This window comes from Microbacterium sp. JZ37, assembly GCF_035188445.1.
GTDB classification, from domain to species: domain Bacteria; phylum Actinomycetota; class Actinomycetes; order Actinomycetales; family Microbacteriaceae; genus Microbacterium; species Microbacterium barkeri.
In genome coordinates this window covers 3,124,312-3,145,975 of the sequence record NZ_CP045253.1, presented here as the reverse complement: position 1 = coordinate 3,145,975, position 21,664 = coordinate 3,124,312, and the positions used below count along the sequence as shown (strand labels likewise).

Genomic DNA, 21,664 nt, shown 5'->3' with positions numbered 1-21,664 from the left:
CATGTGCGGCATCGTCGGAGCGGTCGGGCGCGGCCCGGTCAACCAGGACATCTACGACGCCCTTCTCCTGCTGCAGCACCGCGGCCAGGACGCCACGGGCATCGCCACGGCCGAGCCGAGCGGCGTCATGCACATGAGCAAGTCGCGCGGGATGGTCCGCGAGGGCTTCCGCACGCGCGACATGCGCTCGCTCCTCGGGAACGTCGGCCTCGGCCACGTCCGCTACGCGACCAAGGGCACCGCCTCGAGTGAGGAGGAGGCCCAGCCGTTCTACGTGAACGCGCCGTACGGCATCATCCTCATCCACAACGGCAACCTCACGAACACCCGCGAGCTCACGCTCGACATGGCGCAGCGCGACCGCCGCCACCTGAACTCGTCGAGCGACACCGAGCTCCTGCTCAACGTGCTCGCGAACGAGCTGCAGGCGACGACGTCGCCCGTCGACCTCGACCCCGAGCGCATCTTCGAGGCCGTGGCGCGCACGCACAAGCGCATCGAGGGCGCGTACGCCGTCATCTCCGTCATCGCGGGGTACGGGCTCCTCGCGTTCCGCGACCCGTTCGGCATCCGGCCGCTCATCCTCGGACGTCGCACGGCGGAGGACGGCGGCGACGAGTGGGTCGTCGCGAGCGAGTCGCTCGTCCTCGAGAACGCCGACTACGAGGTCGTCCGCGACGTCGAGCCCGGCGAGGCGATCTTCATCACCAACGACGGACAGCTGTTCTCGAAGCAGTGCGCCGAGTCGCCGCAGCTGTCGCCGTGCTCGTTCGAGTACGTCTACCTCGCGCGCCCCGACTCGATCATGAACGGCATCTCGGTGTACGAGGCGCGCCTGCGGATGGGCGCGAAGCTCGCCGCGACGATCGAGAAGCACGTGCCCGAGGGGGCGATCGATGTCGTCATGCCGATCCCCGACTCGTCGCGTCCGGCGGCGATGCAGGTCGCGCGCGTGCTCGGGATCGAGTACCGCGAGGGCTTCTACAAGAACCACTACGTCGGCCGGACGTTCATCATGCCGGGCCAGGCCGTGCGCAAGAAGAGCGTGCGCCAGAAGCTCAACGCGATGTCGAGCGAGTTCAAGGGCAAGAACGTGCTGCTCATCGACGACTCGATCGTCCGCGGCACGACGAGCAAGCAGATCATCCAGATGGCTCGCGATGCGGGCGCCCGGTCGGTCACCTTCGCGTCGGCAGCGCCGCCCGTCCGCTACCCGCACGTGTACGGCATCAACATGCCGTCGAGCAAGGAGCTCATCGCGCACGGCCGGTCGATCCCCGAGATCGCCGCGGAGCTGGGCTGCGACCACCTCGTGTACCAGGAGGTCGAGGACCTCAAGGCCGCGATCCTCGAGGGAAGCACCGCGGGGCAGGGTCTCGACGACCTCGACATGAGCTGCTTCGACGGGCGCTACGTCACGGGCACCGTGTCCGAGGAGTACCTCGAATGGGTGGAGCAGACGCAGGGTTCCTGAACACCCAGCGCCCTTCGAGATATATCGTGTGGAATCCCGTCATGGAACGGGATGCGATTCAGGCGACCTCGACTGCGGGCGCCCACCTCGACGGGCCGGCTCCGCGGCCATCCGCCCTGGTGCGCGCCGGGCGCGCGACGCGCCGCGCGATCGGGCGCAGCCGCACCATCGAGCGCGCCTACCGGATCGCGGTCGGCACGGTGGGCGGCGTCCTCGCCGTCGGCGGCCTGCTGCTCGTGCCGCTGCCCGGGCCCGGGTGGCTCATCGTCTTCGCGGGCCTCGCGGTGCTCGGCACGGAGTTCGGCTGGGCGAAGCGCGCGGCCGGATGGCTGAGGCGGCAGCTCGAGCGGTTCTGGGCATGGTGGAAGGCGCGTCGAGAGCGGAAGGCCGCCGCCGCGCGCTGACCTCCGCCGTGCGGGGGATCCCCGGAACTCCGCCCCGAGGGGGAGGCGCGCCGGGCGCGCGGCCGGGCACGCTGGGGGCATGACGAGCGCAGAGAGCATGCCGGAGACCACCCGCGTCCCGTGGGGCGCGATCGCGACCTTCCTCGTGATCGCCTTCGCCCTCGCCTGGGTGGTGACGCTGCCCCTGTGGCTCGGCGGAGAGGGGCTCCGCTCGCCGCTCGCGCTGCCGCTCATGGCCGCCATGATGTGGACGCCCACGGTCGCGGCGCTCGTCGCGACGTTCTTCGTGCGGCGACCGCGGCGGCGCGCGCACTACCTCGGGCTCGTGCCCTTCCGGCCGGTGGGCCGCAAGATCGCGCTGTTCCTCCTGTTCCCCGTCGCCTGGACCGCGATCGCCGTGGCGTCGCTGCTGCTCGCGACGGCACTCGGATGGGCGCACCCCGACTGGAGCCTGTCGCAGATCGCGCCGTTCCTCCCGGAGGGCATGACGACCGACGTCTACATGGCCGTCACGCTCGCCGCCATCCCCGTCAACACGGTCGTCGCGACCGTGTCGGCGTTCGGGGAGGAGCTCGGATGGCGCGGGTTCCTCACGACCGCGCTCGCGCCGCTCGGATTCTGGCCCTCGGCCATCCTCATCGGCATCGTGTGGGGGCTGTGGCACGCGCCGGTCATCCTGCTCGGCTACAACTTCGCGCGCCCGGATGCCGCCGGCCTCGCGCTCATGGTCGTGTTCACGCTGTTCGTCGGCGTCATCCTGCAGTGGTCGCGGTACTGGACCGGCAACGTGTGGCCCGCCGCGGTCGGCCACGGAGCGCTCAACACGGCTGCATCGGTCGTCGTGCTGTGGAACGGGCCGGGCGACGACGCGGCGATCGCGACCGTGCTCGGCGCGCCCGGCTGGATCGTGATGGGCGTCGTCATCGCGCTGCTCGTCGTCACGGGCCTGCTCGGCCGGCGCACGCGCACCGCGCTCGAGGCCGTCCCGGCCTGACGCTCACGCGCGTTCGCGCCGCCATCCGGCGGTGTCGCGCAGGTACACGACGCGCACGTGGTCGCGATCGTGCGCAGCCTGGAAGAACTCGACGCGATCCGGGCGGATGGCCCACGCCTGCCAGTCGGGATCGACTGCAGCCCCCGCGGTCGGGCGCGCGAGCCAGTCAGTCGCCGATTCGTCTGCGGAGAGCGCGACGGCCTCACCCGACACCTCGACCTGACGGCCGAGCGTCCGCCAGAACACGTGCGCTCCGACGACCGGGCGCTGCGCGAGATGGCGGCCCTTCCGCGAGCTGCGTCGGCCCGCGAAGTGCACGCCGCGCCCGCGGTAGCATCGCCCTGCCGGCGTCCTCGTCCGACGCACCATCCCATCCGCCTCGCAGAGGAGCGCCATGCCCATCGCCGCCGACGACCCCCGCCTGCACGCGCCGCACGTCGCCTCGGCATCGCGTTACGACGACGTGCCGTTCCTCCGCGCCGGCGCGAGCGGGGTGAAGCTGCCGCGCGTCTCGCTCGTCCTGTGGCAGAACTTCGGGCGTGACCGCTCGATCGAGAGCCAGCGCGAGATCCTCCTGCACGCCTTCGATCGGGGCGTCGTGCACATCGACCTCGCGAACAACTACGGGCCGCCCTACGGCGCCGCCGAGTCGACCTTCGGCACGGTGCTCGACTCCGACCTGCGGCGCTACCGCGACGAGCTCTTCGTCACGAGCAAGGCCGGCTACGACATGTGGCCGGGGCCCTACGGCGACGGCGGCTCGCGCAAGTACCTCATGCGCTCGCTCGAGCAGAGCCTGACGCGCATGCGCACCGACTACGTCGACGTCTTCTACTCGCACCGCGTCGACTCCGAGACGCCCATTGAGGAGACGATGCAGGCGCTCGTCGACATCGTGCGCAGCGGCAAGGCGCTCTACGTGGGCATCTCGAACTACCCCGCGCCCCTCGCGCGGCGCGCCCGCGAGCTGCTCGCCGGAGAGGGCGTGCGCCTGCTTCTGCACCAGCCGCGGTACTCGCTCTTCGACCGCACGCCGGAAGCCGAGCTCTTCCCGCTCCTGCGCGAGCTGCAGGTCGGCAGCGCCGTGTTCTCGCCGCTCGCGCAGGGTCTGCTGACCGGCAAGTACCTCGACGGCGTCGTCCCCGCCGACTCTCGCGCGGCGGGGAGCTTCTTCCTGAACGAGTCGGCGATCACCGACGACTACCTTCGGCGCATCCGGGGGATCGATGCGATCGCGCGGGAAGCCGGTGTGTCGATCCCGCAGCTCGCGATCGCCTGGGTGCTGCGCGATCCCGTCGTGACGACGGCGATCATCGGAGCCTCGCGTCCGGCTCAGGTCGACGATGCGATCGCGGCGAGCCGCCTCGAGCTCTCGACCGACGCGATCGCGGCCCTCGAGGAGTTCGCGGCGCCGAGCGGCGCCGCCACCGCCTGAGGCGCGCTCAGCGCGCGCGGGGCGGCGCGACCGACTCCCGCCAGACGACGCGCTGCAGCACGGCCTCCTGCTCGGGCGGCGTCTCACCGCGGATCGCCGCGATCAGGCGGCGCATGGAGTCGGTGCCGAGCCGCTGACGGTCCTGGAACACCGTCGTGAGCGACGGGATGAAGTGCGCGCTCATCGTGAGGTCGTCCCATCCGGTGACGCTCACATCGCCCGGCACCGACCATCCGCGCGACACGGCCGCCCGGATCGCGCCGGCTGCGAGAACGTCGTTCGCCGCGAGGATCGCCAGCGGCGGGGCGTCGTCGGGCAGCTCGCTCACGCATCGGTTCGCGGTGATCCCGCTCCAGTCGCCGCCGACGACGCCGAGCGACTCCACGCCGAGCCGGTCGATCGTCGCGAGATAGGCGTCGCGTCGGGCGACGGCGGCGGGGAAGTCGGAGGGGCCGGCGACGTGGAGGAAGCGGCGATGCCCGAGCTGGACCAGTCGCTCCATCATCTCGACGACCGGGCGGGCGTCGCTGAACGCCCCCGTCGCGTGCATCTCCTCGTCGAACTCGGAGAGCGAGAGGAAGACCGGCGCTGCGGCATCGGACGCGACGCGCGGGGTCCGCATGGGGCTGAAGGAGAGGACGCCCTCGTACTCGGTCGAGTCGATGAGCGACGCGAGCTCGCCCTCTCGCTCCTCGGGTGAGCGGGAGAGGCTGAGGACCTCCACCACGTAGCCGGCATCGCGGGCGGTCGAGACGGCGCCCTCGAGGACGGGGAAGAGGTTGAGACCTGTCACCGGGATGACGACCGCGATGCGGCCGGTGCGCTGAGTGCGCATCGATCGCGCCGCCAGATTGGGGCGGTAGTTCAGGTCGGCAGCCGCCTTCAGGACCCGCTCGCGGGTCGCCTCCGAGATGCCGCTGCGCCCCGTGAACACGAACGACACCGTCGACTGCGACACCCCCGCTCGTCGCGCGACGTCGTGGCTAGTCGGGCGCTTCGCCATCCCTCGATCCCCCATCTTCGACATCCTGCCCCGAAAAACCTCTTGACCGAGCGGACGCGATGTGTCCATACTACCTACTACGTCTTAGTAATACGTAGTAGAACTTGCGAGGAAGCAATGCTCAGAATCGGGATCATCGGCACGGGCAGCATCGCGAGTGCCCACATCAGCGGGTATCTCGCGTTCCCGGAGGAGTGCGAGATCGTCGCGCTCGCCGACGTGATGCCCGGGAAGGCCGCGCAGAAGGCGGCGGAGTTCGGGCTGACCGACGCCGTGGGGTACGACGATCCTCTTCGCATGATCGCCGAGGCGGGGCTCGACCTCGTGAGCATCGCGACGCCGCCGTCGACGCACGCCGCGCTGTCGATCGCGGCCCTCGACGGGGGCGTGAACGTGCTCGTGGAGAAGCCGATGGCGCCGTCTCTCGAGGAGTGCGACGCGATGCTCGCGGCGCAGGAGCGCTCGGGCAGGGTGCTGTCGGTCGTGGCTCAGAACCGGTTCCGCGACGACCTCGCGACCCTGAAGGAGGTCGTGGAGTCGGGCCTGCTCGGCACGATCTCGCATGTGCGTGTGGATTCGGCGTGGTGGCGCGGTCTTCCGTACTACGACCTCTGGTGGCGGGGCACGTGGGAGAAGGAGGGCGGCGGCTGCACCCTCAACCACGCGATCCACCACATCGATCTGCTGCTGTGGCTCCTCGGTCGTCCGACCGAGATCACCGCGATGCTCGCGAACGCGCAGCACGACAACAGCGAGGTCGAGGATCTCTCGGTCGCCGTGTTCCGCTACGAGCGGGGCCTGGCGCAGCTGACGAGCTCCGTCGTGCACCACGGCGAGGAGCAGGAGATCGTCATCCAGGGCGAGAAGGCGCGGGTCTCGCAGCCGTGGAAGGTGATCGCGGAGCGCGCGGATGGCGGCGGCTTCCCCGCGAAGGGCGGCGACGCCGATCTGGTCGCCGAGATCGAGGCGGTCGCGGCGGCGAAGGAGCCCCTGGGGCACTACGGGCACGAGGGGCAGATCGGGGATCTGCTCGGCGCGATCCGCGACGGGCGCGCGCCGATCGCGGATGGGCGGGATGGTCGCAACGCGATCGAGGTCGTCACGGCGATCTACAAGGCGGGCATCGAGCGCGCGTTCGTCGAGCTGCCCCTCAAGGCCGACGACCCCTATTACCGTGCCGGCCAGCTCGTCGAGCACGCTCCGCACTTCTACGAGAAGCAGGCGTCCCTCGTCGAGGCGGCATCATGAGCGCCTCATCGTTCCCGGGCGGCACCTCGCTGTCGCACCTCGACATCTACGACGGCGCGGCGCCCGACGGCATCTGCGGCGGCAGCCCGCACATGCATCTCGTGTCGACCGAGGCGTACCTCGTGGTCGAGGGGCGCGGCGCGCTGCAGACGATCGACGGCGACGGTTTCCGCGAGACGGACCTCGAGCCCGGGTCCGTCGTGTGGTTCACCCCCGGCACCATCCACCGCGCGGTGAACCGCGGAGGGCTGAAGGTGCTCGTGCTGATGAGCAACGCGGGTCTTCCCGAGGCGGGTGACGCCGTGATGACGTTTCCCGCCGAGATCGTCGGGAACGCCGACGCGTACGCCGAGGCGGCGTCGCTGGGCGAGGCGGAGGGGCGCGCCGAGCGCGCCGCCCGTCGCCGCGATCTCGCGGTGACCGGGTTCGAGGTGCTGCGCGACGCGGTCGTCGCGGGCGACCGCCGGCCCCTTGAAGACTTCCATGCGGCGGCCGGTGCACTCGTCCTGCATCGCGCCGCCGCATGGGGGCAGCTCGTGCGCGAGCGGCCGCTGGCCCAGGCGGAGCGCTCCCTCGCGCTCACCGAGGCGATCGCGCGGGGCGACGTCGCCCACCTGCGCGAGGCCCGGGTGCACGAGGCGTCCTCGCCCGCGGGCGGGCGCGCCTTCGGAATGTGCGGACGGATCCGCGCCTACGACGTGACAGACCAGGAGAACCCCCGATGAGCCATCCGTACACCTTCGACCCGCTTCCGCAGCCCGCCGTCGCGCCGGGGGAGTTCGCCTTCGCGGCCGTCGGCCTCGACCACGGTCACATCTTCGGGATGACCGACGGACTCCTCGGCGCCGGCGCGACGGTGACGTGGGTCTTCGACGAGAACCCCGAGCGCGCCGCCGCGTTCGCCGAGAAGTACCCGACGGCCCGCATCGCATCCAGCGAGCAGCAGGTTCTCGACGACCCCGACGTGCGGCTCGTCGCGACCGCGGCGATCGCCTCCGAGCGTGCTCCCATCGGGTTGCGCGCGATCGAGGCGGGCAAGCACGCGTTCGTCGACAAGGCGCCGCTCACGACCTTCGCGCAGCTCGAGGCGGTGCGCGAGGCCACCGCGCGGACGGGCCTGAAGTACGCCGTCTACTACGGCGAGCGCGTGCACTCGGAGGCCGCGATCCTCGCCGATCAGCTCATCCAGCGCGGGGCGATCGGGCGGGTCCTGCAGGTGGTGTGCTTCGGCCCGCACCGCATCGGAGGAGGCCGGCCCGACTGGTTCTACGACCCGGCCCAGTACGGCGGCATCCTCTGCGACATCGGCAGTCACAACTTCGACCAGATCCTCCACTACACCGGCGCGGCGGACGGCCGCGTGTCGACCTCGACGATCGCGAACTACGCGCACCCCGAGACCCCGGGCCTCCAGGACTTCGGCGACGCGCACGTCATCCTCGACAACGGCGCCACGGGGTACGTCCGCGTGGACTGGTTCACACCGGATGGCCTGGGCGTGTTCGGCGACGGACGCACCCTCCTGCTCGGCACCGACGGGTACATCGAGCTGCGCAAGTACATCGACATCACCACCGACAACGGCGGCGGCCAGGTGCTCCTCGTCAACCAGGAGGGGCAGTACCGCTTCAACGCGAACGGCATGACCGGGTTCCCGTACTTCGGGCAGCTCATCCGCGACTGCATCGACGGCACCGAGACCGCCATGAGCCAGGCGCACGCGCTGAAGGCGGCCGAGCTCAGCCTGCAGGCGCAGGCCGACGCGACCGTCCTCACCTCGCCGTCCGAGGCCATCCTGCTCACTCCCTAGCGGCGACCCGTTCGCCTGAGAACCACGAGGATGTGGAGTTCCGAATGACGCAATCCGTTGACGCGCCCCTGCGGCTCGGGGATGCCCCGCCCGCAGGGGGCGCGACGCGCCTCATCACGACAGCGCGCGCGAAGCGGCGGCTGTTCCGGCGCGATCGCACGCCGCGCGCGAAGCAGACGTGGCGGCGCGCTCTCGCCCGCGACTGGCGCCTCTACACGTTCCTGATCGCACCGGTGATCTTCCTGCTCATCTTCCGGTACGTGCCGATGCTCGGCAACGTCATCGCGTTCCGACGATTCCGCCCCGGCGGCTCGATCTTCGGCGACGAGTGGGTCGGCTTCTACTACTTCGAGGCGTTCATCTCGAACCAGCAGTTCTGGACCGTGTTCTGGAACACGGTGATCCTCGGAGCGCTCACGCTCCTGATCACCTTCCCGCTGCCGATCGTCCTCGCGCTCATGCTCAACGAGCTGCGCTCGCGGCGGTTCAAGCGGATCGTCCAGACCATCTCGTACCTCCCGCACTTCATGTCGATCGTCATCGTCGCGGGTCTCGTGCTCCAGCTCACCGCGCTCAACGGCACGATCAACCAGGTCGTCGAGGCGATGGGCGGCGACCCCGTGCCGTTCATGCAGCGGCCCGAGTGGTTCCGCTCGATCTACGTCTCGTCGGAGGTGTGGCAGACCGTCGGATGGGGGACCATCCTCTACCTCGCGGCCCTCACGACGATCGACGATCAGCTGTACGAGGCCGCCCGCATCGACGGCGCGAACCGCTGGCAGCAGACCTGGCACATCACGCTGCCCGGCATCCAGCCGACCATGATGGTGCTCCTCATCCTCAACATCGGCTCGTTCATGGCGGTCGGATTCGAGAAGGTGCTGCTCCTGCAGAACCCCCTCATCTACTCGACGGCCGACGTGATCTCGACCTACCTCTACCGCGTCGGCATCCAGTCGGCCCAGTTCTCGTACGGAACCGCGATCGGCCTCTTCGAGGCGGTCATCGGCCTCGTGCTCGTGCTCGGCGCGAACGCCCTCTCTCGACGAATGGTGGGTACCTCGCTGTGGTGACCGAAGCCCTTCCCCAGAAGCCCGACATCGCGCACGTCCGCCGGGAGACCGGCATCATCCGCGAGTCGCTCGGGTACCGCGTGTTCCGCGTGGTCAACGCGATCGCCCTCGTGCTCGTGTGCGCCGTCACGCTCTACCCGTTCATCAACCTCGTCGCGAAGGCGTTCTCGTCCGAGGGGTACATCGCCGCCGGCGAGGTGAACCTCATCCCGCGCGGCTTCAACATCGACACGTTCCGCGTGGTCATGAGCGATGAGATGTTCTGGACGAACTACGGGAACACGTTCCTGTACACGATCGTCGGCACGATCATCGCGATGGCGATCACCACGACGTACGCGTACGCGCTCAGCAAGCCGTACCTCAAGGGGCGCACGTTCTTCGTGGGCATCGCGGTCTTCACGATGTTCTTCGGCGGCGGGCTCATCCCGAACTACATCCTCATCGCCAACTACCTCGGTTGGCGCAACAGCATCTGGGCCGTCGTCGTCCCGGGAGCGCTGAGCGTCTTCAACCTGCTCGTCATGAAGTCGTTCTTCGAGAACTTCCCCGAGGAGCTCGAGGAGGCCGCCGCGATCGACGGGCTCACGACATACGGCATCTTCTTCCGGATCGTGCTGCCGCTGTCGAAGGCGGTGCTCGCGACGATGACGCTGTTCTACGCCGTGAGCATCTGGAACTCGTGGTTCAGCGCCTTCCTCTTCATGGATGACAAGTCGCTCTTCCCCGTGACCATCTACCTGCGCAACCTCATCGCCGCGGCGACGGGCGCGCAGGAGGCCGTGGGCGGCGAGGCCGCGCAGATCGCCTCGAACATCCAGGCCGTGACGATGCTGCTCACCGTCCTGCCCATCATCTGCTTCTACCCCTTCATCCAGCGCTACTTCGTCTCGGGCGTGATGCTCGGGTCGGTCAAGGGCTGATTCCCCCACGTCGAACGACGACGTTCACCTAGAGGAGAAACACAATGAGAATCACTCGCCACACCCTCGTCGGTGCTGCGGGCCTCGCCGCCGTCGCGGTCGCGCTGTCCGCCTGCTCCGCCACGCCGAGCGAGGAGGCCGTCGGAGACGACGGCGTCACGATCGACGAGGCGCACTCCGTGGGCGCCATGGAGGACTTCGAGGCCGGTGTCACCTTCAAGGCGACCGAGCCCGTGAACTTCTCCCTCATGTACCGGGATCACCCGAACTACCCGGTGAAGGACGACTGGTCGGTCTTCCAGCACCTCGAGGAGGACCACAACGTCACGTTCTCCCGCACCGACATCCCGATGGCCGACTACGACCAGAAGAAGTCCCTGCTCATCGGCAGCGGCGAGGCGACCGACATCATCTCGTCGACGTACGCCGGCACGGAGACGCAGTTCGTCTCGGGCGGAGCGATCCTCCCTGTCTCGGACTACTTCGACTACATGCCGAACTTCCAGCAGAAGATCGAGGACTGGGGTCTGGAGGAGGACCTGCAGAACCGTCGTCAGGAGGACGGGAAGATCTATCACCTCCCTGGCCTCCGCGAGGTGCCGGACGTCCAGTACTCGGTCGTCATCCGCGAGGACCTCTGGGAGAAGGCGGGCATCACGGAGGACCCGGCGACCTGGGACGAGTACCTCGAGCAGCTCGAGCAGGTCAAGGAGGCCAACCCCGAGCTCGACTACGCGATGTCGGACCGATGGACCGACGCCACGCCCCTCGGCTCGCTCCTGAGCGTCATGGCGCCCAACTACGACACTGCGGCCGGATGGGGATACGCGAACACCTGGTACGACGAGGAAGCCGGGGAGTACGTGTTCACCGGCACGTCCGATGAATACCGGGAGCTCGTGGCGGACGCCGCCGCGCTCGTCGAGGCGGGCGTCCTCGACCCCGAGATCACCCAGAGCGACGACCAGGCCGTGCAGAAGTTCATCTCGGGCAAGTCCGCCGCGATCTCGGGCAACACCCAGGTGATCGCGGAGTACCGCCAGAAGTTCGCCGACTCGGGGCAGGGCGACGTCCCGATCCGCCTCATCTCCATCCCGGGCGGCCCCGCCGGCGACAACCTCCCGAGCGGTCGATTCACGTCGGGCATCCTCATCTCGAGCGAGGCCGCCGAGAAGCCGTACTTCAAGGCGCTCCTGCAGTTCGTCGACTGGCTGTACTACTCCGACGAGGGCCTCGAGTTCGCGCAGTGGGGCGTCGAGGGCGAGACGTTCACGCGCGAGGCGGATGGCACGCGCAAGCTCATGGACGACATCGCCTGGAGCTCCATCAACGCGGGCGCCCCCAAGCTGCTGAACGCCGACTACGGCTACAGCAACGGCGTCTTCCTGCTCGCCAACGGCTCATCCGAGGAGCTCGTGCTCTCGATGATGACCGACGAGATCGCCGAGTGGACCGCGCAGCAGCTCGAGAAGAAGGAGCAGCTGCCGACGGCTCCCGCGCCGCTGCTCAACGAGATCGAGCTCGAGCAGACCTCCCTCCTGCAGACGCAGCTCACGGACGCCGTCCACGCCGCGACCGCCTCGTTCATCACGGGGCAGCGCTCCGTCGAGGACGACTGGGACGCGTATGTGACCGAGCTCGAGGGACTCGGGTCGACGCAGCTCGTCGACACGATCAACGCGGCGCTCGAGCGCACGCAGAGCGAGGGCTGATCGGAGGCGGCCGGCCGTCCGCACCGGCCGGCCGCCTTCCCTCACGCAAGGGAGCTGAGGACATGGACACACAGAACCGCACATCGTCGCGCGGCGACAGCGCCGACGAGATCGGCCGCGGGCCCCTCTCGCGGGGCGCGGCGGCCATCTACCGGATGATCGTGCTCGAGGCGCAGCTGCTGCTCGCCGCGCTGCCGTCGATCATCGCGGTGATGCTGCTCGACCGCGACCCGTCGAATCTTCCCCTGTTCGTGATCGCGCTGCTCCCCGTCGCTCCCGCCCTCGTCGCCGGGGTCGCCGCGGTGAGGGTCCCTGGCACCGACCTCTCCCCGGGGCGGCACTTCTTCCGTGCGTATCGGCGTGATGCTGTCCAGACCCTTCGCTGGGCGACCCCTGCGACCGCAGCGCTCGCGCTGCTGACCTTCAACCTCATCCACCTCGACAGCGTCGACGGCGGCGGGGCGCTCCGGCCCGCCCTCGTCGTGCTGGGCACGCTGATCCTCGTGTGGGGTGGCCACATGGTCGTCCTCACCGCAGGCTTCCGCTTCCGCACGCGCGACGCCGCGCGCATCGCCGTCGTCCAGATCGCGTCGCAGTGGAGGTTCTCGCTGGGCGTCCTGTCCCTGCTGGTCGTGGCGGGGTTCCTCGTCCTCGCGGCGTCGGAGCTCCTCGTCCTGCTTCTCCTCTGGGCCTTCGCGGCCCTCCTCGCCCTCATGGCGCGCCCCGTGCTCGCCGACGTCACGAGAAGGTTCACGCGCGATGCCTGAGCGGCGCCCCCGCCCCGTCCCGTCCCGCTCTGTCCTCGGCCATCCCGTCGCCCCTCCTTCGCCTGCGCGCCTGCCGCGCCTCGACCGCATCGCGTACGGCGGCGACTACTCGCCCGAGCAGTGGGACGGCGAGGTCTGGGACCGCGATCACCGGGCCTTCGACGCCGCGCGCATCTCGACCCTCACGGTCGGGGTCTTCACGTGGTCTCTCACCGAGCCAGAGGAGGGACGATTCGACTTCTCGACGCTCGACGCGATCATCCGGCGCGCGGCCGACGAGGGCCGCACCGTCTGCCTCGGGACCGGCACGGGCGCCATCCCGCCGTGGATGGCGCGTACCTACCCCGACACGACGCGCGTCGACTTCGACGGCCGTCGGCACCGCTATGGACAGCGGCACAACGCGTGCTGGAGCTCGCCGGACTTCCGACGGCTCGCCGCGCGGATGGCCGAGCGCCTCGCGGAGCGGTACGGAGACCATCCCGCCGTCGTCGCCTGGCACGTCGGCAACGAGTACGGCGGCCGCTGCTACTGCGACCTGTGCGCGGCCGAGTTCCGCCAGTGGCTGCGCCGCCGCTACGGCACGCTCGACGAGCTCAACACGGCGTGGAACACGACGTTCTGGTCGCATCGGTTCACCGACTGGGACGAGATCGAGGCGCCGAGCGCGCTGACCGAGCACTGGGGCGGAGAGGGGAAGACCGCGTTCCAGGGCATCACGCTCGACTATCGGCGGTTCTCGACCGACAACGCGATCCGACAGTTCGCCGATGAGAAGGCGGCGATCCGGGCGCACTCCGACCGCCCCGTGACGACGAACTTCATGGGGTTCTACGAGCCGCTCGACTACCACCGCTGGGCGCCGCATCTCGACTTCGCCTCCTGGGACAACTACCCGCGTCGGATGGACGAGCCGTGGGGCACCGCGCTCGCGCACGATCTCATGCGCGGGCTCAAAGACGGGGCTCCGTTCTGGCTCATGGAGCAGACGCCGTCGGTCACGGCCTCGCGCGACGTGAACCCGCAGCGGAGACCCGGCATCATGCGGCTCTGGTCCTGGCAGGCCGTCGCGCATGGCGCCGACTCCGTGCTCTTCTTCCAGATGAGGGCCTCACGCGGAGCCTGCGAGATGACGCACGGGGCGGTCCTCGACCACTCCGGGCGACTCGATACGCGCACGTTCCGCGAGGTCGCCGCACTGGGCGGCGAGCTCGCCTCGGTCGGCGACGCCCTGCTCGGCGCGCGGACCAGCGCGCGCTGCGCGATCGTCGTCGACTGGGAGTCCTGGTGGGCGGTCGAGATGGCGGATGGTCCCAATCGCCTGCTGAGGTACCTTCCGACGGTCACGGAGTGGACGCGCCCCTTCTGGGAGGCCGGCGCGCAGCTCGACGTAGTGCCGCCGACCGCGGACCTCGGCGCCTACGACGTCGTCGCGGCGCCCCTGCTCCATCTCGTCGCGGGCGACACGGCTGAGCGGCTGCACGCGGTCGCCGAGCGAGGCGGAACGGTGATCATCGGCTGCCTGTCGGGGCGAGCCGATGAGGACGATCTGCGCTTCCTGGGCGACGTCCCCGGACCGCTCGTGCGGATGGTCGGCGCGCGGGTCGCCGAGACCGATGCCGCCGAGCCGGCCGTGGCGAATCCCGTGCGGTTCTCGGACGGGGCGACGGCGAGGGGCCGGATGGTGTTCGAGGTCCTCGTGCCGGAGGGCGCGGAGGTGATGGCGCGATACGGCGCCGACTACTACGCGGGAGAGCCCGCGGTGACGCGGAACGTCATCCGGGGCCCCGAAGGCGAGGGCCACGTCTGGTACGTGGGGAGCGTCCTCGACGAGGAGGGGATGACCCAGGTCGCGCGGTCGGCGATCGAGCGCCACGGGCTCGCCGGCCCCTACGCCGGTGTCCCTGGTCTCGAGTTCGCGACGCGCGAGGCTCCGTCGGGCGCGGTCATCGACTTCCTGCTGCATCACGGTGCGGAGGCCGTGACGGTGCGCCTCCACGCCGACGGCACCGACCTGCTGACCGGTCGCGTGCTCCGCGAGGGGGAGGCCGTTGTGCTGAACCCCACGGACGTGATCGTCCTCCGCCGCTGACGCGGTGCTGTCCGCACCACTCGAGAGAAAGAGAGAATGCCCATGGCAACGACGCCATCCTCCGACGGCATCAGCCGACGCACCGTCCTGGCGGGCGGTGTCGCCGCCGTGCCCATCGTGCTCGGCCTCGCGGCTGGGCCTGCGCACGGCGCGGCCCCCGCCGTCCGGCCCCGTTCCCTCGTGATCCAGCCCACGCAGCGCCGACAGGTGATCCGCGGCTTCGGCGGCATGACCCACGCGGGGTGGATCGGCGAGCTGACGCCGAGCCAGTGCGCGACCGCCTTCGGCAACGGCGTCGACGATCTCGGGTTCACGATCCTCCGGATCCCCGTCCCCGAGGACTCGGCCAATTGGGCGCGCGATCTCGCCTCGGCGCAGGCGGCGGTCGCGAAGGGCGCGCTCGTGTTCGCGTCGCCGTGGAACCCTCCGGCCGACCTCGTGGAGCTCTTCGAGCGCGTGGACGACGTGCCGCGCGGCAGCCAGTACGAGGCCGAGGCCGCGGCGCTCGTGAACGCGCACGTCGCGACGGACCTGTCCGGCTACCAGGGCGAGGGCTACGTGCAGTTCGACGGCGCGACGGGCGCGAGCGTCGAGTTCAGCGGCGTCATCATCGGGTCGTCGGGCACGAAGAACCTCGCCTTCCGCTACGCGGCGCCGACGGGCGACGTGCACGTCGACATCCACGTCGCCGGTGCGCTCGTGGCGGAGAACGTGCTCTTCCCCGCGACGGCAGCAGGACAGTGGTCGTGGAAGTCGATCCAGGCGGTCATGACGCCCGGGCAGTGGACGGTCAAGGTGGAGACACGGGGCGAGGGCGGCCCTGCCCTGGACTACGTCATGGCGGCCCCCTACACGCCGCCCGCGCAGGCGCGGCGCCTCCGGCACGACGCCTATGGCGCGTACGCGGACCACCTGAACGCGTTCGTGCACTACATGCGCGACAACGGGGTGGAGCTGTACGGCATCTCGGTCCAGAACGAGCCCGACTACGCGCACGAGTGGACGTGGTGGACGACGGAGGAGATGAACCGATTCCTGCGCGACTTCGCGGGGCGCATCGACTGCCGGGTGATCGCGCCCGAGTCGTTCCAGTACGTCAAGGAGGTGTCCGACCCGATCCTGCAGGACCCGGCCGCGCTCGCGAACGTCGACATCATCGGCGCGCACCTCTACGGCACCGCCTACGAGGACTTCCCGTACCCGCTGTTCGAGGAGAAGGGCGCGGGCAAGGAGCTGTGGATGACCGAGGTCTACCACCCGAACAGCTCCAGCTCCGCGGACCTCTGGCCCGAGGCGCTCAAGGTCGCCGAGCACGTCCATCACGCGATGACCGACGCCGAATTCCAGGCGTACGTCTGGTGGTACATCCGCCGCTTCTACGGCCCGATGCGCGAGGACGGCACGATCAGCAAGCGCGGTCGGATGCTGTCGCACTACGCGAAGTTCGTCCGCCCCGGGTTCACGCGCGTCGAGGCGCCGCGCGAGCCGCAGCCCGGCGTCCTCACCTCCGCGTACATCGGCCCGGACGGCCTTCTCGTGCTCGTCGCCGTCAACATGTCGGAGTCGACGGCGAACCCGTCACTCGCGGTGCAGGGGCGGCGCGTGCGCAGTGCGCGATCGTGGCTGACCGACGCCACGCGCGACCTCGAGGAGCAGCCGGTGATCACAGGAAAGGCGGGCGGCTTCGTCGCGACCCTTCCGCCGCAGAGCGTGACGACCTTCGTCATCCACTCCTGACACGACGAAGCGCCGGCCGCTCGAGAGCGCGGCCGGCGCTTCGTGTGTCGCGACGCGCTCAGCGCTCGAGCGTCGCGGCGCGGACGATCTGGATCACGCCGAAGACGAGCAGCGAGGCGCCGATGAAGAGCCAGAGCCACACGGCGGCGAGCATCGGCGAGACGAGCAGCACGATGCCCGCGAGGATGCTGACGATCGCGTACGCGATCGTCCAGCCCTTCGAGCGGACGACCGGGCTGAACGGGTCCTTGGGGCCGCCGAGCGCGAACAGGGTGACGACACCCTCGAAGATCCACGCGATGCCGAGGAACGTCGAGACGAAGACGCCGAGGAGGGCCGTCGTCGACGCGAGGTTCGAGAAGGCGACGATCGAGGCGACCACGAAGAGGACGCCGAGGAGCGCCAGGCCGACTCTCAGCCATCCGCTCAGCCCCTTCGAGACGACCGCGAGCGCGATGTCGATGATGCCCGCGACGAGGGTGTAGATCGCGATGAGAACCGTGACGGCGACGGCCGACTTGAACGGCCAGATGACGATCACGAGGCCCGCGATGAGCGAGATGACGCCCGTGACGATGGCGATCGTGCGCAGGGTGCGGGCGAGTCCGATGGGCTGGTGCTGGGTGTCCGTCACGGTTCCTCCTGGTGTGCGCCGATTCTCCGACTGCCTCGACGCTATCGCGCTGGCCGCGCGAAGTGCAGGAGCGCCCCGTGTCTCACGGACACGGGGCGCTCTCTGGCATGTGCTGGCGCGCGATCACAGATGCGCGTCGGCGTAGACCGTCAGCGCGTCGCGCACGAACGTCGCGCCGGCCGTGCCGCCGTAGTTCGCGGCGAACCGGTCGTCGGCCACGTACATCTCGGCGAGACCGAGCACGTAGGCCTTGACGTCGCCGCCGGGCACGGCCGCGGGGGTGCCGGGGATGCCGGTCAGCCACTCCACGTGGCGCTGCGCCAGAGCCTGTGCGTCGTCGGACGCGGGATCGACGCCGGCCTCGGCGGCCGCCGTCCAGTCGCGCGCGAGCTGCGACGTGCGCTCGCCCCAGGCGCTGCGCTCCGCATCGCTCATCCCGCGCCACCAGGCGTCGCCCCGCGCGTACGCGTCGCGACCCCAGCGCTGCTCGACCTCGTCCTTGTACTGCGTGTGGTCGAAGCCGTCGAACATGTTCTCTGCCATGAGCTCCTTCCCCTCCTTCAGGGATCCGATGGTCGACGTCACCGCGCGGATCTGCCGCTCGAGTCGACCCTTCTCTTCCTCCAGCCACGCCAGATGCGTCTCGAGCGCGCGGGCCGGACTCGTCTCGCGAGCCAGCACGTCGCCGATCTGCGGCAGGCCGAGCCCGAGCTCGCGCAGCAGCAGGATGCGCTGCAGGCGGACCAGGGCCGACTCGTCGTAGTAGCGGTAGCCGTTGTGGCCGACGCGCGACGGCGGCAGCAGCCCGATGTCGTCGTAGTGACGCAGCGTGCGGCTCGTCGTGCCCGTCAGGCGGGCGATCTGCTGGATCGACCATTCCATGGCGGCTCCCTCTCCTCTGTCGTAGTGGTGAGAATCACGCTAGAGGTTGACGTTGCGTCAATGTCAACCGCGGATTTCCCGAAGACGCTTGCGGATCGAGATATATCGTGTTTGACTTCCCCCAAGTCGAGATATATCTCGAGTCGGATGCCCGTGCCGGGGCAGACAGGAGCAGATCATGACAGACGAGAAGTGGGTCATCCATCCGGGGGAGACCCGCATCATCGACGTCGAGGGCGTCCGCCGCCTCAAGGTGGGCCTCATCGGCGGCCAGGTCGACATCATCGGACACGACGAGCCGCATGCGCGGGTCGAGGTGCACGGCGTGACCGTCAAAGACCTTCGCATCGAGCTCACGGGAGACGAGCTCGAGATCGACCACCCGCAGCTGCGCTGGGACAACTTCCTCGAGGTCTTCCGCAACTTCGGCGCGGCCGGTCCGCGTGCGGAGATCAGCGTCGCCGTCCCACGCGCGGTCGCCCTCACGCTCGGCGTCGTGAGCGCGGGCGCGCTCGTGGCGGGGCTCGAGCAGCCCGCGCGTCTGAACACCGTGTCGGGCGACGTGCTCGTCGACGGCCTGCGCGGCGATCTCGGAGCGAATGCCGTCTCGGGCGACGTGCAGGTGCGCGACCTCGAGGGCGCCTTCTCGGCCAACACCGTCTCCGGCGATGTCGCCGTCTCGGGCGCCGTGTCGCGGGTCGACGTCGACACGGTCTCGGGCACCACCTTCGTCGACGCGGTCGGACAGGTCGAGCGCGTGTCGATCAACGGCGTGAGCGGCGCGGTGACGCTGCGCCTGGACAAGGGATACGCCGCGAACTACGTGGCGCGCTCGGCGAGCGGCCGCGTGCGCATCGACGGCGTCGCGTACGCGTCGTCCGGACCGGTGAGCTACACGGACTCGGTGGGCGAGCTGTCGAGCCGCTTCGTCGACGTGCGGATCAACACGGTCGCGGGCGACATCACGGTCGTGCGCCGCGAGGACGGCTCGGTGCCCGATGCCGCGGCCGAGACGGATGGCGAGGTGCAGTGGCCGGGGCAGGCAGCGGCCGGCGAGGGAGAGGCTCGCTGATGCCTCCGGTCTTCTCGCACGGCGACCTGCGCCTCTACCTCCTGAGCCTCCTCGACGAGACGCCGCGTCACGGCTACGACATCATGCAGGCGTTCGCGGAGCGCACGGGCGGCACCTACACGCCGAGCGCGGGCACGATCTACCCCCGCCTGGCGAAGCTCGAGGAGGAGGGGCTCGTCACGAAGAGCGTCGACGGCCGCAAGACGATCTACGCGATCACGGATGCCGGGCGCGCCGAGGTGCGTGCGCGCGCGGCCGAACTCGACGGCATCCAGGAGGGGCTCGCCGACTCCGTCCGGATCATCGCCGACGGCGTGCGCTCGAGCGTGAGCGAGGCGATGAAGAGCCTGCGCGCCGACCTCGCGGCGGCCGCGAGCGCGACCGCGGAGGCGCCGCGACCGCACCGTGGGGATGACCCGCGCGTCCGCGCGCGCGAGCAGCTGCAGCGCGCCGAGGTGCTCGTGGGCGAGTTCCGCGGTCGCATCCGGGCTGACCTGCGCACGCACGTGGCGCGCGGAGGCGAGCTCGCGTCATCCGTCGTCGACGACCTCGGCCGTGCTCTCGAGGACGCAGCCGCCGCCCTCGAGCGCGCGCTCGGCGGCCGCTGAGGGCTACTCCTCGAGCGGCCAGTCCTCGTCGTCCGCGAGCGGCTCGCCCACGGGCACCACGAGGATGTTGCGGTGCTGCCGGTGCGACAGGCGCGCGGCGACCGATCCGGTGAAGAACTCCCGGATCGAGTCGCCGATGCCGCGCTTGCGCGTGCCGACGACGATCAGGCGCGCGTCGATCTTCTCGGCGAAGTGCTTGAGGGCGAGCGCCGGGTCGCCGACGAGCTGGCGGACCGTCCAGCGGACGTCCTTGCCGGCGAGGTTCTCCTCGGCTGCTCGGCGGACGGCCTCGAGCTCCTCGGCGCCGGCGTCGATGTGGATGTCGACGGGTGCGGTCTGCACGAATCCGTCCGGATCCTCGTAGGTCACGAAGCGCGTCACGTCGACGTGGGCCACGACGAGCGGCGCGTGCAGAAGGGCCGCATAGCGGGCCGCCTCCTTCATCACGCGGGGTGCCTGGCCCGGGATCGCGCCCACGATGACGGCCCCGTGCAGGGACTCGTCGGCTGCCGCGTCGGGTGCCTCGTCGGCGGGGAAGACCTCGTTATCGCTCATGGCCCGTCCTCTCTGTGCCGCAGCCCGGCCGGTGCCCGAGGGCCGCGTGGTATCCTGGATCCTACTCTTTCCCGGCATCAGCCGGCTGTCGGAAGTTATGCATACGGGCCGGCGCATGAAGCCCGATGCTGCTCAACATAAGGGGGTCTCGCGCATGGGGCGTGGCCGTCAGAAGGCGAAGCACACAAAGCTCGCCCGCGAACTCAAGTCGTTCAGCCCGAGCGTCGATTATCGGGCACTGGAACGCGAACTCGCGCATCCGGATGACGACCCGTACGTCGACCGCTGGGCTGACCAGTACGCCGACGAGGACGAGGACGAAGACGAGCTCGAGAAGGCCTAGCCCTTCTCAGATCATCATGGAAAGTCGCCGCGGAGCACCCTCCGCGGCGACTTTCGTGTGCCTGCGCGACGGGCACCCGCGCACGTGCGTCGAGCCGGTAGTGTCTCGCTCGTGACGCGTGCACCCATCCGCTGGGAGCTGCTGCCCCTCGTCTGCGCGGGCGGCGCGATCGGCGTCGCCGCACGTCACGTGCTGACGGCGCTCGTGCCGGACGGCTCCGTCGTCTGGATGACGGCCGTCATCAACGTGGTCGGATCGCTCCTGCTCGGGTTCGTCGCGGGCGTATGCGGCGCGCGGCATGCACGATGGCGCGGGTTCCTCGGGACGGGCGTGCTGGGCGGCTTCACGACCTACAGCGCGTTCGCCGTGCAGGTCGCGGGCGCGACCCCTGGCCCGCAGATCGCGCTCGTGCTCGCCGGCTCCGCCCTGCTCGTGATCCTCGCGGTCGGCGCGGCGCTCGCGGGTCTCGTCGTCGGCGCGCGCGTCGCGCGCGGGGCCGCGGCGTGACCCCCGGTCTCGTCGCGCTCGTCGCTCTGGCCGGCGGGATCGGCGCCGGTCTGCGCTGGCTCGTCGACGTGCTGCTCTCGCGCATCGTCCCGCGCGGCTTCCCCTGGGCCATCCTCGCGGTGAACCTGTCGGGTTCGCTCGCGCTCGGGGTGCTCACGGGCGCCGCGCTCGGATGGCCATGGCTCGCGATCGCGGGGACGGGACTGCTGGGCGGCTACACGACCTTCAGCACGGTGTCGCTCGACGCGGCGGCGTTCCTCCGCGAGGGCCAGGTGCGGAAGGCGCTTCTCGACGCGCTGGGGACCCTCGCGCTCTGCGTGGCGGCCGCCGCGGCCGGTGTCGCGATCGGTGCCCTGGTCTGATCAGGATCATCCCGTAGGTGGAGGCGCCG

General features: G+C 70.1%; 23 protein-coding genes. 18 read left to right on the top strand and 5 right to left on the bottom strand.

The window, feature by feature from the left end; translation table 11 throughout:
• The first annotated feature begins 1 nt into the window (after position 1).
• The 3 genes from purF to GC092_RS14540 all read left to right on the top strand — a co-directional run bounded on the left by purF (position 2) and on the right by GC092_RS14540 (position 2,872).
• On the top strand, positions 2–1,474 hold the full coding sequence (gene purF / locus GC092_RS14550) for an amidophosphoribosyltransferase (RefSeq protein ID WP_271173474.1): 1,473 nt from the start codon (positions 2–4) through the stop codon (positions 1,472–1,474).
• Positions 1,475–1,515: 41 nt separating this feature from the next.
• Positions 1,516–1,878, top strand: coding sequence for a TIGR02611 family protein (locus GC092_RS14545; RefSeq protein ID WP_271173475.1), 363 nt, complete (start codon positions 1,516–1,518; stop codon positions 1,876–1,878).
• A gap of 79 nt (positions 1,879–1,957) precedes the next feature.
• Positions 1,958–2,872, top strand: a complete 915-nt coding sequence (locus tag GC092_RS14540; protein WP_324012859.1) for a CPBP family intramembrane glutamic endopeptidase — start codon at positions 1,958–1,960, stop codon at positions 2,870–2,872.
• 3 nt (positions 2,873–2,875) lie between these two features.
• Here GC092_RS14540 and GC092_RS14535 read toward each other — a convergent pair whose 3' ends face one another.
• Complete coding sequence (locus tag GC092_RS14535) at positions 2,876–3,241, bottom strand: pyridoxine 5'-phosphate oxidase C-terminal domain-containing protein (RefSeq protein WP_324012856.1); 366 nt, start codon at positions 3,239–3,241, stop codon at positions 2,876–2,878.
• Between the two features lie 25 nt (positions 3,242–3,266).
• Here GC092_RS14535 and GC092_RS14530 point away from each other — a divergent pair, with 25 nt between their 5' ends.
• Positions 3,267–4,307: an aldo/keto reductase gene (locus tag GC092_RS14530; RefSeq protein WP_324012854.1), complete on the top strand. Its 1,041-nt coding sequence runs from the start codon at positions 3,267–3,269 to the stop codon at positions 4,305–4,307.
• Between the two features lie 7 nt (positions 4,308–4,314).
• On the opposite strand, the gene GC092_RS14525 is transcribed toward GC092_RS14530, so the two are convergent.
• Positions 4,315–5,310: a LacI family DNA-binding transcriptional regulator gene (locus tag GC092_RS14525; RefSeq protein ID WP_324012851.1), complete on the bottom strand. Its 996-nt coding sequence runs from the start codon at positions 5,308–5,310 to the stop codon at positions 4,315–4,317.
• A gap of 117 nt (positions 5,311–5,427) precedes the next feature.
• Between GC092_RS14525 and GC092_RS14520 the strand changes: the two genes are divergently transcribed.
• The 9 genes from GC092_RS14520 to GC092_RS14480 all read left to right on the top strand — a co-directional run bounded on the left by GC092_RS14520 (position 5,428) and on the right by GC092_RS14480 (position 16,672).
• Positions 5,428–6,558 carry a Gfo/Idh/MocA family protein gene (locus GC092_RS14520; RefSeq protein ID WP_271173480.1) on the top strand — a complete coding sequence of 377 codons (1,131 nt, stop codon included), beginning with the start codon at positions 5,428–5,430 and terminating at the stop codon, positions 6,556–6,558.
• On the top strand, positions 6,555–7,283 hold the full coding sequence (locus GC092_RS14515; protein WP_324012848.1) for a cupin domain-containing protein: 729 nt from the start codon (positions 6,555–6,557) through the stop codon (positions 7,281–7,283). Before GC092_RS14520 ends, GC092_RS14515 begins: the two co-directional genes overlap by 4 nt.
• Complete coding sequence (locus tag GC092_RS14510) at positions 7,280–8,368, top strand: Gfo/Idh/MocA family protein (protein ID WP_324012846.1); 1,089 nt, start codon at positions 7,280–7,282, stop codon at positions 8,366–8,368. Before GC092_RS14515 ends, GC092_RS14510 begins: the two co-directional genes overlap by 4 nt.
• Before the next feature lie 44 nt (positions 8,369–8,412).
• A complete protein-coding gene (locus GC092_RS14505; protein ID WP_271173483.1) occupies positions 8,413–9,441 on the top strand; it encodes an ABC transporter permease in 1,029 nt (342 codons plus the stop codon).
• Positions 9,435–10,364 (top strand): carbohydrate ABC transporter permease, encoded by a 930-nt coding sequence (locus GC092_RS14500; protein ID WP_416383278.1) that lies wholly within the window; start codon positions 9,435–9,437, stop codon positions 10,362–10,364. The genes GC092_RS14505 and GC092_RS14500 overlap by 7 nt, the downstream gene beginning before the upstream one ends.
• A gap of 44 nt (positions 10,365–10,408) precedes the next feature.
• Positions 10,409–12,076: an ABC transporter substrate-binding protein gene (locus tag GC092_RS14495; RefSeq protein ID WP_324012837.1), complete on the top strand. Its 1,668-nt coding sequence runs from the start codon at positions 10,409–10,411 to the stop codon at positions 12,074–12,076.
• Positions 12,077–12,138: 62 nt separating this feature from the next.
• Positions 12,139–12,843 carry a hypothetical protein gene (locus GC092_RS14490; RefSeq protein WP_324012835.1) on the top strand — a complete coding sequence of 235 codons (705 nt, stop codon included), beginning with the start codon at positions 12,139–12,141 and terminating at the stop codon, positions 12,841–12,843.
• Positions 12,836–14,935: a beta-galactosidase gene (locus GC092_RS14485; RefSeq protein WP_324012833.1), complete on the top strand. Its 2,100-nt coding sequence runs from the start codon at positions 12,836–12,838 to the stop codon at positions 14,933–14,935. The genes GC092_RS14490 and GC092_RS14485 overlap by 8 nt, the downstream gene beginning before the upstream one ends.
• 42 nt (positions 14,936–14,977) lie before the next feature.
• Entirely contained in the window at positions 14,978–16,672 is a 1,695-nt protein-coding gene (locus GC092_RS14480; RefSeq protein WP_324012832.1) for a CBM35 domain-containing protein, read from the top strand.
• A 58-nt stretch (positions 16,673–16,730) separates the two neighbouring features.
• Here the strand turns inward: GC092_RS14480 and GC092_RS14475 are convergent, their stop codons facing one another.
• The gene (locus GC092_RS14475) at positions 16,731–17,306 is read right to left on the bottom strand and encodes an HdeD family acid-resistance protein (RefSeq protein WP_271173489.1); all 576 of its coding nucleotides are present in this window, start codon (positions 17,304–17,306) and stop codon (positions 16,731–16,733) included.
• Positions 17,307–17,429: 123 nt separating this feature from the next.
• The gene (locus tag GC092_RS14470) at positions 17,430–18,188 is read right to left on the bottom strand and encodes a MerR family transcriptional regulator (RefSeq protein ID WP_324012828.1); all 759 of its coding nucleotides are present in this window, start codon (positions 18,186–18,188) and stop codon (positions 17,430–17,432) included.
• Positions 18,189–18,366: 178 nt separating this feature from the next.
• Between GC092_RS14470 and GC092_RS14465 the strand changes: the two genes are divergently transcribed.
• Both GC092_RS14465 and GC092_RS14460 read left to right on the top strand, forming a co-directional pair.
• Positions 18,367–19,260 (top strand): DUF4097 family beta strand repeat-containing protein, encoded by an 894-nt coding sequence (locus tag GC092_RS14465; protein WP_324012826.1) that lies wholly within the window; start codon positions 18,367–18,369, stop codon positions 19,258–19,260.
• Positions 19,260–19,868 carry a PadR family transcriptional regulator gene (locus GC092_RS14460; RefSeq protein ID WP_324012825.1) on the top strand — a complete coding sequence of 203 codons (609 nt, stop codon included), beginning with the start codon at positions 19,260–19,262 and terminating at the stop codon, positions 19,866–19,868. The genes GC092_RS14465 and GC092_RS14460 overlap by 1 nt, the downstream gene beginning before the upstream one ends.
• 3 nt (positions 19,869–19,871) lie before the next feature.
• Here the strand turns inward: GC092_RS14460 and GC092_RS14455 are convergent, their stop codons facing one another.
• Positions 19,872–20,423 (bottom strand): universal stress protein, encoded by a 552-nt coding sequence (locus GC092_RS14455; RefSeq protein WP_271173493.1) that lies wholly within the window; start codon positions 20,421–20,423, stop codon positions 19,872–19,874.
• Between the two features lie 154 nt (positions 20,424–20,577).
• Here GC092_RS14455 and GC092_RS14450 point away from each other — a divergent pair, with 154 nt between their 5' ends.
• The 3 genes from GC092_RS14450 (at position 20,578) to GC092_RS14440 (ending at position 21,635) form a co-directional block, all read left to right on the top strand.
• Positions 20,578–20,766 carry a DUF3073 domain-containing protein gene (locus tag GC092_RS14450; protein ID WP_282979377.1) on the top strand — a complete coding sequence of 63 codons (189 nt, stop codon included), beginning with the start codon at positions 20,578–20,580 and terminating at the stop codon, positions 20,764–20,766.
• Positions 20,767–20,877: 111 nt separating this feature from the next.
• Positions 20,878–21,273: a fluoride efflux transporter FluC gene (locus GC092_RS14445; protein ID WP_324012823.1), complete on the top strand. Its 396-nt coding sequence runs from the start codon at positions 20,878–20,880 to the stop codon at positions 21,271–21,273.
• Positions 21,270–21,635 carry a fluoride efflux transporter FluC gene (locus tag GC092_RS14440; RefSeq protein ID WP_324012821.1) on the top strand — a complete coding sequence of 122 codons (366 nt, stop codon included), beginning with the start codon at positions 21,270–21,272 and terminating at the stop codon, positions 21,633–21,635. The genes GC092_RS14445 and GC092_RS14440 overlap by 4 nt, the downstream gene beginning before the upstream one ends.
• Positions 21,636–21,664: the final 29 nt, after the last annotated feature.

Excerpts from the sequence above, each read along its gene's own strand:
- GC092_RS14480 (WP_324012832.1), top strand. The coding sequence starts at position 14,978 with ATGGCAACGACGCCATCCTCCGACGGCATCAGCCGACGCACCGTCCTG.
- GC092_RS14525 (WP_324012851.1), bottom strand. The coding sequence starts at position 5,310 with ATGGCGAAGCGCCCGACTAGCCACGACGTCGCGCGACGAGCGGGGGTG.
- GC092_RS14520 (WP_271173480.1), top strand. The coding sequence starts at position 5,428 with ATGCTCAGAATCGGGATCATCGGCACGGGCAGCATCGCGAGTGCCCAC.
- GC092_RS14490 (WP_324012835.1), top strand. The coding sequence starts at position 12,139 with ATGGACACACAGAACCGCACATCGTCGCGCGGCGACAGCGCCGACGAG.
- GC092_RS14465 (WP_324012826.1), top strand. The coding sequence starts at position 18,367 with ATGACAGACGAGAAGTGGGTCATCCATCCGGGGGAGACCCGCATCATC.
- GC092_RS14505 (WP_271173483.1), top strand. The coding sequence starts at position 8,413 with ATGACGCAATCCGTTGACGCGCCCCTGCGGCTCGGGGATGCCCCGCCC.
- GC092_RS14450 (WP_282979377.1), top strand. The coding sequence starts at position 20,578 with ATGGGGCGTGGCCGTCAGAAGGCGAAGCACACAAAGCTCGCCCGCGAA.
- GC092_RS14495 (WP_324012837.1), top strand. The coding sequence starts at position 10,409 with ATGAGAATCACTCGCCACACCCTCGTCGGTGCTGCGGGCCTCGCCGCC.
- GC092_RS14535 (WP_324012856.1), bottom strand. The coding sequence starts at position 3,241 with ATGGTGCGTCGGACGAGGACGCCGGCAGGGCGATGCTACCGCGGGCGC.
- GC092_RS14485 (WP_324012833.1), top strand. The coding sequence starts at position 12,836 with ATGCCTGAGCGGCGCCCCCGCCCCGTCCCGTCCCGCTCTGTCCTCGGC.
- GC092_RS14510 (WP_324012846.1), top strand. The coding sequence starts at position 7,280 with ATGAGCCATCCGTACACCTTCGACCCGCTTCCGCAGCCCGCCGTCGCG.
- purF (WP_271173474.1), top strand. The coding sequence starts at position 2 with ATGTGCGGCATCGTCGGAGCGGTCGGGCGCGGCCCGGTCAACCAGGAC.
- GC092_RS14470 (WP_324012828.1), bottom strand. The coding sequence starts at position 18,188 with ATGGAATGGTCGATCCAGCAGATCGCCCGCCTGACGGGCACGACGAGC.
- GC092_RS14545 (WP_271173475.1), top strand. The coding sequence starts at position 1,516 with ATGGAACGGGATGCGATTCAGGCGACCTCGACTGCGGGCGCCCACCTC.
- GC092_RS14515 (WP_324012848.1), top strand. The coding sequence starts at position 6,555 with ATGAGCGCCTCATCGTTCCCGGGCGGCACCTCGCTGTCGCACCTCGAC.
- GC092_RS14460 (WP_324012825.1), top strand. The coding sequence starts at position 19,260 with ATGCCTCCGGTCTTCTCGCACGGCGACCTGCGCCTCTACCTCCTGAGC.
- GC092_RS14455 (WP_271173493.1), bottom strand. The coding sequence starts at position 20,423 with ATGAGCGATAACGAGGTCTTCCCCGCCGACGAGGCACCCGACGCGGCA.
- GC092_RS14530 (WP_324012854.1), top strand. The coding sequence starts at position 3,267 with ATGCCCATCGCCGCCGACGACCCCCGCCTGCACGCGCCGCACGTCGCC.
- GC092_RS14540 (WP_324012859.1), top strand. The coding sequence starts at position 1,958 with ATGACGAGCGCAGAGAGCATGCCGGAGACCACCCGCGTCCCGTGGGGC.